Source organism: Thioalkalivibrio sp. HL-Eb18 (genome assembly GCF_000364985.1).
Taxonomy (GTDB): domain Bacteria; phylum Pseudomonadota; class Gammaproteobacteria; order Ectothiorhodospirales; family Ectothiorhodospiraceae; genus Thioalkalivibrio.
Map to the genome: position 1 here is coordinate 1 of NZ_KB822984.1, position 16,353 is coordinate 16,353.

Consider the following 16,353-nt stretch of genomic DNA (forward strand, 5'->3'; position numbering starts at 1 on the left):
GGATACCGACAATCTCGATCTCCTCGCCCACCTTGACCACACCGCGCTCGATACGACCCGTCACCACAGTGCCGCGCCCGGAGATCGAGAACACGTCTTCCACCGGCATCAGGAAGTCGCCGTCCACCGCGCGCTCCGGCTCCGGAATCCAGCTGTCCATCGCCTCGACCAGCTTGTAGATCGCCTGCGCGCCCACTTCGCTCTCGTCACCTTCCAGCGCCTTCAGCGCGGAACCGGTGATCACCGGCGTGTCGTCGCCCGGGAAATCATAGGAAGACAGCAGATCGCGCACTTCCATCTCGACCAGCTCGAGCAGCTCGGGGTCGTCGACCATGTCGGCCTTGTTCAGGAACACCACGATGTACGGCACACCCACCTGACGCGCCAGCAGAATGTGCTCGCGGGTCTGCGGCATCGGACCATCGGCCGCGGACACCACCAGAATCGCGCCGTCCATCTGCGCCGCACCCGTGATCATGTTCTTCACGTAGTCCGCGTGCCCAGGGCAATCCACATGCGCGTAGTGACGAATGTCGGATTCGTATTCCACGTGCGCCGTGGCAATCGTAATCCCGCGCGCCTTCTCTTCCGGCGCATTGTCGATCTGGTCAAACGCACGGGCTTCGCTACCGTACTTCTTGCCCAGCACCGTCGTCATCGCCGCCGTCAGCGTGGTCTTGCCATGGTCCACATGACCAATCGTCCCCACATTCACATGCGGCTTCTTACGCTCGAACTTTTCCTTGGACACAGCTCAAACCTCTTTCTACAGTTCTTTCGGATTACGCGATTCGGTTCAGGAGGCCTTCGCGGCCACGGCCTCGGCGACCTGCGCCGGCGCCTCGGAGTACTTTTCGAACTCCATCGAGTACGTAGCACGGCCCTGGCTCATCGAGCGCAGCTGCGTCGAATAGCCAAACATCTCGGACAGCGGGACCTCGGCCTTCAGCAGCTTCTGACCGGCGACATCTTCCATGCCCTTGACCAGGCCACGACGGCGATTCAGGTCACCCATCACGTCGCCCATGTATTCTTCCGGCGTCTCGACCTCGACCTTCATCATCGGCTCGAGGAGCACGGCGCCGGCCTTCAACGCGCCTTCCTTGAAGGCCATCGATCCCGCCACCTTGAACGCCATCTCGTTCGAGTCGACGTCATGGTAGGAGCCATCAAACAGCGTGACCTTCACGTCCACCACCGGATAACCGGCGAGCACGCCATTGGCCATCTGCTCCTCGACGCCCTTGTTGACGGCCGGGATGTAGTCTTTCGGCACGACACCACCGACGATCGCGTTGACGAACTCGTAGCCGTCTCCCGCTTCTTGCGGTTCGATGCGCAGCCAGACATGACCGTACTGGCCGCGACCACCCGACTGGCGCACAAACTTGCCTTCGGTTTCCACGCTCTTCTTGATCGTCTCGCGGTACGCCACCTGCGGCTGACCGACGTTCGCCTCGACCTTGAACTCGCGCTTCATGCGGTCCACCAGGACCTCGAGGTGCAGCTCGCCCATGCCCGAGATGATCGTCTGGCCCGACTCTTCGTCGGTCCGCACGCGGAAGGACGGGTCTTCCTGCGCCAGCTTGTTCAGCGCGATACCCATTTTTTCCTGGTCCGACTTGGTCTTCGGCTCGACGGCAATCGAGATCACCGGCTCCGGGAACTCCATGCGCTCCAGCTCGACCGGATTGTTCGGGTCGCAGAGCGTACTACCGGTGTACAGATCCTTCAGGCCGACGACCGCACCGATGTCACCCGCGCGCAGCTCCTTGATCTCCTCGCGGGAGTTGGAGTGCATCTGCAGGATGCGACCAATGCGCTCGCGGCGGTTGTTCTGCGTATTGAGCACGGTGTCGCCCGCGCTCAGCACACCCGAGTACACACGGACGAAGGTCAGCGAACCGACGTACGGGTCGGTCATGATCTTGAACGCCAGGGCCGCGAACGGCTCGTCGTCCGAGGCGTGCTTCTCGACCGGCTCTTCGGTCCCGGCCTTCACGCCCTTGATCGCCTTGACCTCTTCCGGCGAAGGCAGGTATTCGACCACCGCGTCGAGCATGGCCTGCACGCCCTTGTTCTTGAACGCGGAGCCGCACAGCATCGGCACGATCTCGAGCTCGATAGTGCGATGGCGGATCGCCTGCTTGATCTCTTCCTCGCTGAGGTCGCCCTCGTTGAGGTACTTGTCCATCAGCTCTTCATTGGCTTCGGCGGCGGCCTCGAGCATGTTCTCGCGCCACTTTTCCGCCTCGGCCTTGAGCTCGTCGGGGATATCCTTGTACTCGGAGGAGATCCCGAAGTTTTCGTCGTCCCAGAAGATCGCCTGCATCTTGACCAGGTCGATCACGCCCCGGAAGTTGTCCTCGGCACCGATCGGCAGCTGGATCGGGACCGGGTTCGCCTGCAGGCGCTCCTTCATTTGCTCGTAGACACGCAGGAAGTCGGCACCGGCGCGGTCCATTTTGTTGACGAACGCCATGCGCGGAACCGAGTACTTGGTCGCCTGGCGCCAGACCGTTTCGGACTGCGGCTGCACGCCACCCACAGCGCAGTACACCATCACCGCACCGTCGAGCACACGCATGGAACGCTCCACCTCGATGGTGAAGTCCACGTGTCCCGGGGTGTCGATGATGTTGACGCGATGCTCATCGAACTGCTTGGCCATACCCTGCCAGAAGCAGGTGGTCGCCGCGGAGGTGATGGTGATCCCGCGTTCCTGTTCCTGCTCCATCCAGTCCATCGTGGCGGCGCCTTCATGGACCTCGCCGATCTTGTGCGACAGACCGGTGTAGAACAGGATGCGCTCGGTCGTCGTCGTCTTGCCGGCGTCGATGTGCGCGCTGATCCCGATGTTCCGGTAGCGCTTCAGTGGGGTCTTGCGTGCCACGTTGAGCCTCTCTAAATCGGTTTTACCAGCGGAAGTGGGCGAACGCCTTGTTCGCTTCCGCCATGCGGTGAGTGTCTTCGCGCTTCTTCACGGCGGAGCCCTTGGCATCGGCGGCGTCCATCAGCTCGCCCGCCAGCTTCAGCGCCATGGTGCGCTCGCCACGCTTGCGGGCCGCTTCCACGACCCAGCGCATCGCCAGGGCGTCCTGACGAACCGAGCGCACCTCGACCGGCACCTGGTAGGTGGCGCCGCCCACACGACGAGACTTCACCTCGACACGCGGACGAATGTTGTCCAGCGCGCGTTCCAGTGCACCCATGCCGTCACCCTGCTTGGACTCGATCTGGTCCAGCGCGCCGTACACGACCTGTTCTGCGACCGACTTCTTGCCGTCACGCATCACGGTATTGATGAACTTGGCCAGGCGCTCGCTTCCGAACTTCGGATCAGGAAGGATGTGACGCTTGGGGGCAGCTGCTCTTCTCGACATGTTTCAGTTCCCGCTCTTGTACACGGTTAGGATTTCTTCGGGCGCTTGGTGCCGTACTTGGAACGACCCTGGGTGCGGTTCTGCACCCCCTGGGTATCCAGGGAGCCACGCACCGTGTGGTAACGCACACCGGGAAGATCCTTTACACGACCGCCACGAATCAGGACCACCGAGTGCTCCTGCAGGTTGTGGCCTTCGCCGCCGATGTAGCTACTGACTTCGTAGCCATTGGTCAGACGCACGCGCGCAACCTTGCGCAGCGCGGAATTCGGCTTCTTCGGCGTGGTCGTGTAGACACGGGTGCATACCCCGCGCTTCTGCGGCGAGCCCTGCAGCGCCGGCACGTCGCTCTTCTCGACGGGGCGCTTGCGGGGCTTGCGTACCAACTGATTGATCGTGGCCATGAAACCCTTTCTCCTAGCCTAAAAATAACGACAGGCCGGCGCCGTGACCGGCCTGTCGAGGGAGCGGAATTCTAATCGCCGCCCCCTGAAGTGTCAACAGAAGGGAAGGCTATTCCGAGCCTTCCCCGGTGGTTTCCGAACCCGGGGCATCGGATTCGGTGTCGACGGTAACCGCGGACGCCTCCTCGACGCTCTCGAACTCCGGCATTTCCAGCTCGCGCTTGCGGCGACGCTCCTTGTGGTACGCCAGTCCGGTACCAGCCGGGATCAGGCGCCCCACAATCACGTTCTCCTTCAGGCCGCGCAGATCGTCGCGAGCGCCACGGGTGGACGCCTCGGTCAGCACGCGAGTGGTCTCCTGGAAGGAGGCCGCAGAGATGAACGATTCCGTCACCAGCGAGGCCTTGGTGATCCCGAGCAGCACACGCTCGTAGGTGGCCGGCTGCTGGTCGTCGCCGAGCTTCTCGTTCTCCTCGAGGACGCGGACGCGATCCACCTGGTCCCCCGCGAGGAACTTGGTGTCGCCCGGATTGACGATGTTCACCTTGCGCATCATCTGGCGAACAATGACCTCGATGTGCTTGTCATTGATCTTCACGCCCTGCAGGCGGTAGACGTCCTGGATCTCCTGGACCTGGTATTCGGCCAGAGTAGTCACGCCGCGCAGACGCACGATGTCGTGCGGGTCCAGCTCGCCGTCGACCACGACCTCGCCACGCTCCACGCGCTCGCCCTCGAACACGTTCACGGTGCGCAGTTTCGGGATCAGCATCTCGACCGGATCACCCTTGTCCGGGGTAATCACCAGACGCTGCTTGCCCTTGGTCTCCTTGCCGAACGAGACGGTGCCGGAGATCTCGGCCAGTACGGCCGGCTCCTTGGGACGCCGAGCCTCGAACAAATCCGCCACACGCGGCAGACCACCGGTGATGTCGCGGGTCTTGGACGACTCCTGCGGCAGGCGGGCGATAACATCACCGACCTCGACGCGGGCATTGTCCTCGAGATTGAAGATCGCATTGGCCGGCAGCATGTACTGCGCGGGCATATCGGTACCCGGGATGTACACCTCGTTGCCGTCGTCGTCGACCAGCTTGACGGTCGGGCGCAGATCCTTGCCGGCGCTCGAACGGCTCTTCGGATCCAGCACCACGTTCTGGGACAGACCGGTAAACTCGTCCGTCTCCTTGGTCACGGTGACGTTCTCGACGAAGTCCGCCAGACGGATGTAGCCGCCCACCTCGGTGACGATCGGGTGGGTATGCGGATCCCAGGTCGCGACCTCCTGACCCGCCTCGACCGCATCACCGTCCTTGACGGTGATGGTGGCGCCGTAGGGAATCTTGTAGCGCTCGCGCTCGCGGCCCTGGTCGTCGATCACGCCCAGCTCCCCGGAGCGCGATACCGCAACCAGGTTGTCCGCCTTGTTGGTGACGGTCTTCAGGTTGTGCAGACGCACGGACCCGGCGTTCTTCACCTGGATCGCGCTGACGGTAACCGCACGGCTCGCGGCACCCCCGATGTGGAAGGTACGCATGGTCAGCTGGGTACCCGGCTCGCCGATGGACTGCGCGGCGATCACACCCACCGCTTCGCCCTCGTTGACTTCGTGGCCACGGGCCAGATCGCGACCGTAGCACTTGGCGCAGATGCCCTGACGCGTCTCACAGGTAATCGCGGAGCGCACCAGCACCTCGTCGACCGAGGCCTCGTCCAGCTTGTCGACCATTGCCTCGTCCAGCAGGGTGCCCGCCGGGATCAGGACCTCGTCGGTACCCGGGCGATGCACGTCGACCGCCGTGGTACGGCCCAGTACGCGGTCGCGCAGCGGCTCGACCACATCCCCGCCCTCGATGATCGGTTTCATCATCAGGCCCTGCTGGGTCCCGCAGTCGTGCTGGGTGACCACCACGTCCTGCGACACATCCACCAGGCGGCGGGTCAGATAACCGGAGTTCGCGGTCTTCAGCGCGGTATCGGCCAGACCTTTACGCGCGCCGTGGGTCGAGATGAAGTACTGCAGGACGTTCAGGCCCTCGCGGAAGTTCGCGGTGATCGGCGTCTCGATGATGGAGCCGTCCGGCTTGGCCATCAGGCCACGCATACCCGCCAGCTGACGGATCTGGGCAGCGGAACCACGCGCGCCGGAATCGGCCATCATGAAGATCGAGTTGAACGAGCTCTGCTCGACTGTCTCGCCCTCGGCGTTGGTCACCTGCTCCTTGCCGAGGCGCTCCATCATCGCCTTCGCGACCTGGTCATTGCAGTGCGACCAGATGTCCACAACCTTGTTGTAGCGCTCGCCCTTGGTGACCAGACCCGAGGCGTACTGGTCCTCGATCTCCTTCACCTGTTCCTCGGCGTTCTGCAGGATCGGCTGCTTCTCGTCCGGGATGACCATGTCATCCGAGCAGAAGGAGACCCCGGCGCGGGTCGAGTAGTAGAAGCCCGCGTACATCAGCTGGTCCGCGAACACCACAGTGTCCTTCAGGCCCAGACGACGGTAGCAGGAGTTGATCAGCGCGGAGATGGTCTTCTTGCTCAGCTCGCGGTCGATCAGCTCGAACGGAAGCCCCTTCGGCATGATGCGCGACAGGATCGCGCGACCGACGGTGGTCTCCACCCGCATGGACGGCAGCGGCTCCCCTTCGGCGACATCCGCCATCGTGTCGGCGATGCGCACGGTGATCCGGGCATGAAGATCGACCTGCTTGTGTTCGTAGGCGCGATGCACCTCGTCCACATCGGCAAAGGTCATGCCCTCACCCTTGGCGTTCACCTTCTCGCGCGAGAGGTAGTAAAGCCCCAGCACGATATCCTGCGACGGCACGATGATCGGCTCGCCGTTCGCCGGGGACAACACGTTGTTGGAGGACAACATCAGCGTGCGCGCCTCCAGCTGGGCCTCCAGCGACAACGGCACGTGCACGGCCATCTGGTCACCGTCGAAGTCGGCGTTGAACGCGGCGCAGACCAGCGGGTGCAGCTGGATCGCCTTGCCCTCGATCAGCACCGGTTCGAAGGCCTGGATACCCAGGCGGTGCAGGGTCGGGGCGCGGTTCAGCATCACCGGATGCTCGCGGATCACCTCTTCGAGGATGTCCCAGACCTCGGGACCTTCCTTCTCCACCGCCTTCTTGGCGGCCTTGATGGTAGTGGCCAGGCCACGACGCTGCAGCTTGCCGAAGATGAACGGCTTGAACAGTTCCAGCGCCATGCGCTTGGGCAGGCCGCACTGGTGCAGACGCAGGGTCGGTCCGACCACGATCACGGAACGACCGGAGTAGTCGACACGCTTGCCCAGCAGGTTCTGGCGGAAGCGGCCCTGCTTGCCCTTGATCATGTCGGCCAGGGACTTCAGCGGGCGCTTGTTGGTGCCGGTGATCGCACGGCCGCGGCGGCCGTTGTCCAGCAGCGCGTCCACGGACTCCTGCAGCATGCGCTTTTCATTGCGCACGATGATGTCCGGGGCATTGAGCTCCAGCAGGCGACGCAGACGATTGTTGCGGTTGATTACCCGGCGGTACAGGTCATTCAGGTCGGAGGTCGCGAAGCGGCCACCGTCCAGCGGCACCAGCGGGCGCAGGTCCGGCGGCAGCACCGGCAGCACGGACATGATCATCCACTCCGGCTTGTTGCCGGATTCCAGGAACGACTCGATCAGCTTGAGCCGCTTGCCCAGACGCTTGATCTTGGTCTCGGACCCGGTCTCGGACAGCTCCTGGCGCAGCTTCGCGGCCTCGCCCTGCAGGTCCATCTCCTTGAGCAGGGACAGCACGGCCTCGGCGCCCATCATCGCGGTGAAGTCGTCGCCGTGCTCCTCCATCGCCTCGAGGTATTCCTCGTCGGTCAGGAGCTGGCCCTTCTCCAGCGTGGTGAAGCCCGGGTCGATCACGATGAAGGACTCGAAGTAGAGCACCTTCTCGATGTCCTTCAGGGTCATGTCGAGCAGCAGCCCGATGCGCGACGGGAGGCTCTTCAGGTACCAGATGTGCGCGACCGGCGAGGCCAGATCGATGTGCCCCATGCGCTCGCGGCGCACCTTGGTCTGGGTCACCTCGACGCCGCACTTCTCGCAGACCACACCCCGGTGCTTCAGGCGCTTGTACTTGCCGCACAGGCACTCGTAGTCCTTCACCGGACCGAAGATCTTGGCGCAAAACAGGCCATCGCGCTCCGGCTTGAAGGTCCGGTAGTTGATGGTCTCGGGCTTCTTCACCTCGCCGAAGGACCACGACCGGATCTGGTCGGCGGAGGCCAGGCCGATGCGGATTGCATCGAACTCTTCCGGCTGAGTCTGCTGCTTGAACAGATTGAGGAGGTCTTTCATTCGCTATGCCTCACAAAGCTTTGGGTCGAGGGGTGCCCTGCACCCCTTCGGATCACATTCGGATCGGAGGAGATCAGTCCTGCTCCAGCTCGATATTGATGCCGAGCGCCTTGATCTCCTTCATAAGCACGTTGAACGACTCGGGGACGTTGGCCTCCATGTGGTGCTCGCCGTCGACGATGTTCTTGTACATCTTGTTGCGGCCCTGCACGTCGTCCGCCTTCACCGTCAGCATTTCCTGCAGGGTGTAAGCGGCACCGTAGGCCTCCAGCGCCCAGACCTCCATCTCGCCGAAGCGCTGGCCACCAAACTGCGCCTTGCCGCCCAGCGGCTGCTGGGTCACCAGCGAGTACGGGCCGGTCGAGCGCGCATGCATCTTGTCGTCGACCAGGTGGTTCAGCTTCAGCATGTGCATGTAGCCGACGGTCACCGGACGATCGAAGGAGTCACCGGTGCGCCCGTCGAACAGTTCGGCCTGCCCCGTCTCGGGCAAATCGGCCAGACGCAGCATCTCCTTGATCTCGGCCTCCTCGGCACCGTCGAACACCGGCGTCGCCATCGGCACGCCACCGCGCAGGTTGCGGCAAAGCGCAATGATCTCGGCGTCCGACATGGAGTCGAGATCGACCTTCTTGTCGCGGTGGTTGTAGATCTTGTCCAGGAACTCGCGCAGCTTCGCGATCTCGGCCTGTGCCTCGAGCATGCGGTTGATCTTGTCGCCCAGGCCCTTCGCGGCCCACCCGAGGTGAACCTCCAGCACCTGCCCGACGTTCATGCGCGAGGGAACGCCCAGTGGGTTCAGGACCACGTCCACCGGGGTCCCGTCCTCGAGGAACGGCATGTCCTCTTCCGGCACGATCATCGAGATGACGCCCTTGTTCCCGTGGCGGCCGGCCATCTTGTCGCCCGGCTGCAGACGACGCTTCACGGCCACGTAGACCTTGACCATCTTCTGCACGCCCGGCGGCAGGTCGTCGCCCGCGGCAACCTTCGCCTTCTGGTGCTCGAACTTTTTGTCGAACAGCTCGTGCTGCTCCTGCAGCTGGCGACCGAGGTCCTCCAGCTGAGAGTTCACGGCGTCGTCCTTCAGGCGCACCTCGAACCACTGGTCGCGGGACAGACCCTGCAGGTACTTCTTGGTGACCTTGGAGCCATCGCCCAGCCCTTCGGGACCACCGGCGGCGGCCTTGTTGACCAGCAGCTTTTCCACTCGTGCGTAGATGTCGTCCTCGTAGATACGCAGCTGGTCCTTCAGGTCCTTCTTGACCGCGGCGAGGTCGTCTTCCTCGATCGACTTGGCGCGCGCGTCCTTCTCCACACCGTCGCGGGTGAACACGCGTACGTCGATCACCGTGCCCTCAATGCCGGACGGCACACGCAGGGAGGTGTCCTTCACGTCCGAGGCCTTCTCGCCAAAGATGGCCCTCAGGAGCTTCTCTTCCGGGGTCAGCTGGGTCTCGCCCTTCGGCGTGACCTTGCCCACCAGGATGTCGCCCGGGTTCACCTCGGCACCGACATAGACCACACCGGACTCGTCCAGCTTGGCCAGCAGCGACTCGGAGACGTTCGGGATATCCGCGGTGATCTCTTCCTGGCCCAGCTTGGTGTCACGCGCGACACAGTTGAGCTCCTCGATATGGATCGTGGTGTAGCGGTCTTCCTGCACCACGCGCTCGGAGATCAGGATGGAATCCTCGAAGTTGTAGCCGTTCCAGGGCATGAACGCGACCATCATGTTCTGCCCCAGGGCCAGCTCGCCGAGATCGGTCGAGGACCCATCGGCCAGCACGTCGCCGCGGGCGATCTCGTCGCCCACCGCGACCAGCGGACGCTGGTTGATGCTGGTGTTCTGGTTGGAACGCGAGTACTTGGTCAGGTTGTAGATATCCACGCCTGGCTCGCCGGCGACGGTCTCGTCGTCGTTCACGCGCACCACCACGCGGGCGGCGTCCACGGAATCGACCGTACCGCCGCGCTTGGCGACAATCGCGGACCCGGAGTCGATCGCCACGGTGCGTTCGATACCGGTCCCGACCAGCGGCTTGTCCGCACGCAGGCAGGGCACCGCCTGACGCTGCATGTTCGCACCCATCAGGGCGCGGTTGGCATCGTCATGCTCCAGGAACGGCAGCAGCGCGGCCGCCACGGACACGATCTGCTTCGGCGAGATATCCATGTACTGGATCTTGTCCGGCGAGGAGATCGTGAACTCCTCCTGGAAGCGGCAGGAGACCAGGTCGTCGGTCAGACGCCCTTGCTCGTCCATCGCCGCATTCGCCTGGGCGATCACGTACTGGCTTTCCTCGATCGCGGACAGATACACGATCTCATCGGTGACCTTGCCGTCCTCGACCTTGCGGTACGGGGTCTCCAGGAAGCCGTAACGGTTGGTGCGGGCATACACGGCCAGCGAGTTGATCAGGCCGATGTTCGGACCTTCCGGCGTCTCGATCGGGCAGACACGACCGTAGTGGGTCGGGTGTACGTCGCGCACCTCGAAGCCCGCGCGTTCGCGGGTCAGGCCGCCCGGGCCCAGCGCGGAGATACGGCGCTTGTGAGTCACCTCGGACAGCGGATTGTTCTGGTCCATGAACTGCGACAGCTGACTGGAACCGAAGAACTCCTTGACCGCGGCCGCCACCGGCTTCGCGTTGATCAGCTCCTGCGGCATCAGGCCTTCGCTCTCGGCGACCGTCAGGCGCTCCTTGACCGCACGCTCGACGCGCACCAGCCCCAGACGGAACTGGTTCTCGGCCATCTCGCCCACGCTGCGGATGCGGCGGTTGCCCAGGTGATCGATATCGTCGGTGCGACCGTTGCCGTTACGCAGGTCGATCAGGACCTTCAGCACGTCGAGGATGTCCTCGGGCGACAGCACGCCCGGGCCCTCGTCGGTATCGCGTCCGACACGGCGGTTGAACTTCATCCGGCCGACGGCCGACAGGTCGTAGCGGTCCTCGGAGAAGAACAGGTTGGAGAACAGGTTCTCGGCGGCGTCCTTGGTCGGCGGCTCGCCGGGGCGCATCACGCGATAGATCTCGACCTGGGCCTCCAACTGCGTCTTGGTCGGATCCAGACGCAGGGTGTCCGACATGAACGGGCCATGGTCATAGTCGTTGGTGTAGATGGTCTCCACCGACTTCACGCCCTCGGCGCGCAGCTTGTCCAGGAGTTCCTGGGTCAGCGGATCGTTGGCGGCCGCCATCAGCTCGCCGGTCGACTCGTCGACTACGCCCTTGGCCAGCACGCGGCCGAGCAGGTACTCGTCCGGCACGCGCAGGCGGTTGATGCCGGCCTTTTCGATCTCGCGGATATGCCGCGGGGTAATCCGGCGCCCGGCCTCGACGATCACGTTCTTGCCGTCGGTGATGTCGACCACGGCGGTCTCGCCGCGCAGGCGCTCGGGGATCAGATCCAGTTCACCGCCGTCTTCATCGAGCGTGATCTGGTTGAATTCAAAAAAGGTGGACAGGATCTCTTCGGTATCCATGCCCAGCGCACGCAGCAGAATCGACGCCGGCAGTTTGCGGCGACGGTCGATACGCACGTACACCCCGTCCTTGGCATCGAACTCGAAGTCCAGCCAGGAACCGCGGTACGGAATAATGCGTGCGTTGTAGAGCAGCTTCTGGGCGCTGCCCTGGGTCTTGCCACGGTCGCTGTCGAAGAACACGCCGGGCGAACGATGCAACTGGGAGACGATCACTCGCTCGGTACCGTTGATCACGAAGGTCCCGTTCTCGGTCATGAGCGGCATCTCGCCCATGTAGACCTCCTGCTCCTTGACCTCCTTCACCACGGTGGAGCCGGCCGGGGCCTCCTTGTCGTGGATCACCAGACGCAGCAGGACACGCAGCGGGGCCGCGTAAGTCACGCCACGGATCTGGCATTCCTTCACATCGAACAGCGGCTCGCCCAAGCGGTAGCTGACGTACTCGAGCTGGACATGACCGGAATAGCTAACAATCGGGAACACCGACTGAAACGCCGCGTGCAGGCCCAACGCGTGACGCGCCTCCGGACCCTTTTCGGCCTGCAGGAAATCCCGATAGGAGGTCAATTGGGTTTCCAGCAGATACGGGACGTCCAGGATCTGGGGACGTTTCCCGAAGTCCTTGCGGATACGTTTCTTTTCGGTATAACTGAGGGCCATGGCTTACCTCGGCGGCTAGCTGAACAACGCGCGAAAAAACCCGCGCCACCACGGGCTGAGGCTGACGACCAAAAGGCCGCCAGCCTCAGGGATTCGTGATGTACACGAAAACAACAGGCGCAAGCGCCTTTTACTTCAGTTCGACAGTGGCGCCAGCCTCTTCCAGCTCCGCCTTCATCTTTTCGGCTTCGTCCTTCGCCGCGCCTTCCTTGACGGTTGCCGGCACGCCTTCGACCATCTCCTTGGCCTCCTTCAGGCCCAGACCGGTCAGGCCTCGGACGACCTTGATCACGCCAACCTTGTTTTCGCCAAAGCTGGACATGACGACGTCGAACTCGTCCTTGGCTTCGGCAGCGGCGGCTTCACCACCACCAGCGGCAGCCGGGGCAGCCGCGACGGCGGCAGCGGCGGAAACGCCGAACTTCTCTTCCATCTCACTGATCAGGTCCACGATTTCCAGGACCGTCATATTGCCGATGGCTTCCAGGATGTCTTCTTTCGAAACGGCCATTTTTACTCTCCTAACGGGGCACACCCGTATTCATTCAGTACTTGCTCAGAAACGGCTTGATGAGATTCAGGCTGCCTGTTTCTGGTCACGAATTGCTGCAACGGTACGCACGAGCTTGCCCGGGACTTCGTTCACCGTACGGGCGAACTTGTCGAGCGGCGCCTTCATGGTGGCGAGAAGCGTTGCGAGTGCTTCATCGCGTGTCGGCAGGCTGGCGAGGCGATCGAGATCGTTCGCACCCATCAGCTGCCCACCAAACGACACCAGCCGGACCTTCAGCTGTTCGTTTTCCTTGGCGAAGGACTTCACCAGTCGCGCGGCGGAGCCAGGCTCCTCTTCACTGAAGGCCAGGATCAGCGGGCCCTGCAGCTCGGGCTGCATGCACGCGAAATCCGTACCCTCGATGGCACGCTTGGCGAGGTTGTTCTTCACCACCCGCAGATAGACCCCGGAATTGCGGGCCTGCCGACGAAGGTCGGTCATCTGCGCGACCGAGAGACCCCGGTATTCCGCGGCGACCGCGGAATGCGCCGAGGCAGCAACCGTAGCCAGCTCCGAGACAATCGCCTTCTTGTCGTCGAGATTCAAAGCCACGTTGACTCTCCTCTAGTAAGACCACCCGAAGGCGATCGTGAAACCGGGCGAACCCGGTACTTCGGTGCTCCCGTCGCAGGTACTTCCTGAATCGGGTGACACCATCTGCGCAGGCTGGTGGATTAAGCCACCCCGCGAACGGGGCGGCGCCTGCGGTCTTGGATGGCGTGCCGCTTGCGCGACAGCCGACCAAAAACCAAAAAAACTTCTTACAGTGACAATGACGCCTGGTCGACCTTCACCCCCGGGCCCATCGTCGTGGAGATCGTGACCCCCTTGACGTACTGCCCCTTGGACGTCGCCGGCTTCATCTTGACCAGATCCGCCAGCAGGGCGTTCAGGTTCTCGGCCAGCGAGCTGGAATCGAAGTCCGCCGCGCCAATGGTGCAGTGCACGATCCCGCCCTTGTCGGTGCGGTAGCGGACCTGGCCGCTCTTGGCGTTGGTCACCGCGGTCGCGACGTCCGGCGTCACGGTGCCGACCTTCGGGTTCGGCATCAGGCCACGCGGGCCCAGGATCTGCCCGAGCTGACCGACGACTCGCATCGCGTCCGGGGAGGCGATCACCACGTCGAAATCCATCTGGCCGGCCTTCACCTGTTCGGCGAGGTCGTCCATGCCCACCACATCGGCACCGGCTTCCTTCGCGGCGTCGGCATTGGCGCCCTGGGTGAACACGGCCACGCGCACGCTTTTGCCATTGCCGTGCGGCAGCACCGTGGAGCCCCGCACGACCTGATCGGACTTGCGCGGGTCCACGCCGAGATTCACGGCCACGTCGACCGACTCGCGGAACTTCGCCTTGGGCAGCTCACGCAGCAGGTCAAAGGCCTCGGTCACCGGATACAGACGGCCCGGCTCGACCTTTTCGCGGATGGCCTTCATTCGCTTGGTCATTTTCGCCATGTCTACAGACCCTCCACTTCGAGGCCCATGCTGCGGGCACTGCCGGCAATAGTGCGAACCGCTGCGTCCAGATCGGCGGCGGTCAGATCCGGCTCCTTGGTCTTCGCGATTTCCTCGAGCTGCGCCCGGGTCACGGTGCCGACCTTGTTGGTGTTCGGCTCGCCGGAACCCTTCTGCAGGCCCGCGGCCTTCTTCAACAGGATCGACGCCGGCGGCGTCTTGGTGATGAAGGTAAAGCTGCGATCCGAATAGACGGTGATCACCACCGGAATCGGCAGACCGGGCTCGATCTCCTGGGTCTGGGCGTTAAACGCCTTGCAGAACTCCATGATGTTCACGCCGCGCTGACCCAGTGCCGGCCCGACGGGCGGACTCGGGTTGGCCTTTCCGGCAGGCACCTGAAGCTTGATATATGCTTCGATTTTCTTCGCCATGATGACTCCCTCGGGTGCAAGCGCCTCGCGGCTCCCCGATTAGCAGTGGTTGACGTTAGTACGTCAGGTTTTCTCGACTTGGTGGAACTCGAGTTCCACGGGTGTCGAGCGACCAAAAATCTGCACGGCCACCAGGAGGCGGCTCTTCTCGTAGTTCACTTCCTCGACGACGCCATTGAAGTCGTTGAACGGGCCGTCGGTGACGCGAACCATCTCGCCAACCTCGAACAGGACCTTCGGACGCGGCTTCTCGGCACCTTCCTGCATGCGCTGCAGGATGGCATCGGCTTCCTTGTCGCTGATCGGGGCCGGCCGGTCGGCGGTGCCACCGATGAAACCGAGCACCCGCGGAACGGCCTTGACCAGGTGCCAGGCCTCGTCGTTCAGATCCATCTGCACCAGGACATACCCCGGGAAGAACTTGCGCTCGCTCTTGCGCTTTTGGCCGTCCTTCATCTCGACGACCTCTTCGGTGGGCACCAGGATCTGACCGAAATGGTCCTGCATGCCGAAACGCTCGATGCGCTCCTCCAGCGACCGCTTCACCTGGGCCTCGAAGCCCGAGAATGCCTGTACGACGTACCAGCGTAATGCCATGGAGAGAATCCTGTGACTAACCGATGAAGCGACTGATGGACCAACCCAGGAACATGTCCAGGAGCCAGAGGAAGATCCCGATAATGATCACGACGGCGATGACGATCAGCGTGGTCTGGGTGGTCTCGACCCGGGTCGGCCAGACCATCTTGCGCACCTCGGTGCGTGCATTGCCCATAAAGGCCGCCAGCTGATGCCCCTTCGCCGTGGTCATGCCAATCGCCACGGCCACGCCGACCACGGCCAGCAGCCCGAGCACACGAATCAGAGTGGACTCGTCCGAGAACCAATAGAAGCCCATAACGCCAGCAATCAGCAGCGCCACGGCTACCGCGAGCTTGAAAGTATCCAGCCCGCCGGTCTGTTCCGATTGTTCACTCATGAATACGTATCACCCGGTACTCGCCGCCATCGGTGAAGATGGCAGGCCAGGAGGGACTCGAACCCCCAACCTGCGGTTTTGGAGACCGCTGCTCTGCCAATTGAGCTACTGGCCTAAAAATCGAATCGACAAGAAACAAACGCGAGAGACGACGCACCAGGCGCCGCCTCTCGCGGTCGATCGTTCAACTTATCTACTGTATCACTCGATGATCTTGGATACGACGCCGGCGCCGACGGTACGGCCGCCTTCGCGAATCGCAAAGCGCAGACCATCTTCCATCGCGATCGGGCTGATCAGCGACACGGTCATCTTCACGTTGTCACCCGGCATCACCATCTCGGTGCCTTCCGGCAGCTCCACCGAACCCGTCACATCGGTCGTGCGGAAGTAGAACTGCGGGCGATAACCATTGAAAAACGGGGTATGACGACCACCCTCGTCCTTGCCCAGAATGTACACCTCAGCCTCGAAATGCGTGTGCGGCGTAATCGAACCCGGCTTGCACAGCACCTGACCACGCTGCACTTCGTCGCGCTTGGTACCACGCAGCAGAATGCCCACGTTGTCGCCCGCTTCGCCCTGGTCCAGCAGCTTGCGGAACATCTCGACACCCGTGACGGTGGTCTTCTGGGTGTCGCGGATACCGACAATCTCGAT

The 16,353-nt window shown here is 63.0% G+C and carries 13 protein-coding genes and 1 tRNA gene; all 14 read right to left on the reverse strand.

Translation table 11 applies throughout. The features are described from left to right. The coding region (locus F813_RS0113110; RefSeq protein WP_017925268.1) for an elongation factor Tu at positions 1–751 on the reverse strand (751 nt) is incomplete at its 3' end. A gap of 45 nt (positions 752–796) precedes the next feature. Beyond that, positions 797–2,893, reverse strand: coding sequence for an elongation factor G (gene fusA, locus F813_RS0113115; protein WP_017926908.1), 2,097 nt, complete (start codon positions 2,891–2,893; stop codon positions 797–799). A gap of 22 nt (positions 2,894–2,915) precedes the next feature. After that, entirely contained in the window at positions 2,916–3,383 is a 468-nt protein-coding gene (rpsG, locus tag F813_RS0113120) for a 30S ribosomal protein S7 (RefSeq protein ID WP_012983536.1), read from the reverse strand. Between the two features lie 26 nt (positions 3,384–3,409). Continuing rightward, positions 3,410–3,787, reverse strand: a complete 378-nt coding sequence (rpsL, locus tag F813_RS0113125; protein WP_012983537.1) for a 30S ribosomal protein S12 — start codon at positions 3,785–3,787, stop codon at positions 3,410–3,412. A gap of 109 nt (positions 3,788–3,896) precedes the next feature. Beyond that, a complete protein-coding gene (gene rpoC / locus F813_RS0113130) occupies positions 3,897–8,117 on the reverse strand; it encodes a DNA-directed RNA polymerase subunit beta' (protein ID WP_012983538.1) in 4,221 nt (1,406 codons plus the stop codon). Positions 8,118–8,190: 73 nt separating this feature from the next. Then, entirely contained in the window at positions 8,191–12,270 is a 4,080-nt protein-coding gene (rpoB, locus tag F813_RS0113135) for a DNA-directed RNA polymerase subunit beta (RefSeq protein WP_012983539.1), read from the reverse strand. A gap of 130 nt (positions 12,271–12,400) precedes the next feature. Continuing rightward, a complete protein-coding gene (gene rplL / locus F813_RS0113140) occupies positions 12,401–12,781 on the reverse strand; it encodes a 50S ribosomal protein L7/L12 (protein ID WP_012983540.1) in 381 nt (126 codons plus the stop codon). 66 nt (positions 12,782–12,847) lie between these two features. Next, complete coding sequence (gene rplJ, locus F813_RS0113145; protein ID WP_026148294.1) at positions 12,848–13,369, reverse strand: 50S ribosomal protein L10; 522 nt, start codon at positions 13,367–13,369, stop codon at positions 12,848–12,850. Between the two features lie 215 nt (positions 13,370–13,584). Continuing rightward, positions 13,585–14,280: a 50S ribosomal protein L1 gene (gene rplA / locus F813_RS0113150; RefSeq protein WP_012983542.1), complete on the reverse strand. Its 696-nt coding sequence runs from the start codon at positions 14,278–14,280 to the stop codon at positions 13,585–13,587. Positions 14,281–14,282: 2 nt separating this feature from the next. Then, on the reverse strand, positions 14,283–14,714 hold the full coding sequence (gene rplK / locus F813_RS0113155) for a 50S ribosomal protein L11 (RefSeq protein ID WP_012983543.1): 432 nt from the start codon (positions 14,712–14,714) through the stop codon (positions 14,283–14,285). Positions 14,715–14,777: 63 nt separating this feature from the next. Beyond that, positions 14,778–15,311 (reverse strand): transcription termination/antitermination protein NusG, encoded by a 534-nt coding sequence (gene nusG / locus F813_RS0113160; RefSeq protein WP_012983544.1) that lies wholly within the window; start codon positions 15,309–15,311, stop codon positions 14,778–14,780. Positions 15,312–15,327: 16 nt separating this feature from the next. Next, complete coding sequence (gene secE, locus F813_RS0113165) at positions 15,328–15,693, reverse strand: preprotein translocase subunit SecE (protein ID WP_012983545.1); 366 nt, start codon at positions 15,691–15,693, stop codon at positions 15,328–15,330. A 39-nt stretch (positions 15,694–15,732) separates the two neighbouring features. Continuing rightward, positions 15,733–15,808 (reverse strand) — tRNA-Trp (locus F813_RS0113170). 86 nt (positions 15,809–15,894) lie between these two features. Then, positions 15,895–16,353, reverse strand: a 459-nt coding sequence (locus tag F813_RS0113175; RefSeq protein WP_017926382.1) for an EF-Tu/IF-2/RF-3 family GTPase, incomplete at its 5' end; no start/stop codon positions are given.

Bases quoted from the DNA above. Each gene is read 5' to 3' on its own strand.
- rpsG (WP_012983536.1), bottom strand. From the start codon at position 3,383: ATGTCGAGAAGAGCAGCTGCCCCCAAGCGTCACATCCTTCCTGATCCG.
- rpsL (WP_012983537.1), bottom strand. From the start codon at position 3,787: ATGGCCACGATCAATCAGTTGGTACGCAAGCCCCGCAAGCGCCCCGTC.
- rpoC (WP_012983538.1), bottom strand. From the start codon at position 8,117: ATGAAAGACCTCCTCAATCTGTTCAAGCAGCAGACTCAGCCGGAAGAG.
- rpoB (WP_012983539.1), bottom strand. From the start codon at position 12,270: ATGGCCCTCAGTTATACCGAAAAGAAACGTATCCGCAAGGACTTCGGG.
- rplL (WP_012983540.1), bottom strand. From the start codon at position 12,781: ATGGCCGTTTCGAAAGAAGACATCCTGGAAGCCATCGGCAATATGACG.
- rplA (WP_012983542.1), bottom strand. From the start codon at position 14,280: ATGGCGAAAATGACCAAGCGAATGAAGGCCATCCGCGAAAAGGTCGAG.
- rplK (WP_012983543.1), bottom strand. From the start codon at position 14,714: ATGGCGAAGAAAATCGAAGCATATATCAAGCTTCAGGTGCCTGCCGGA.
- nusG (WP_012983544.1), bottom strand. From the start codon at position 15,311: ATGGCATTACGCTGGTACGTCGTACAGGCATTCTCGGGCTTCGAGGCC.
- secE (WP_012983545.1), bottom strand. From the start codon at position 15,693: ATGAGTGAACAATCGGAACAGACCGGCGGGCTGGATACTTTCAAGCTC.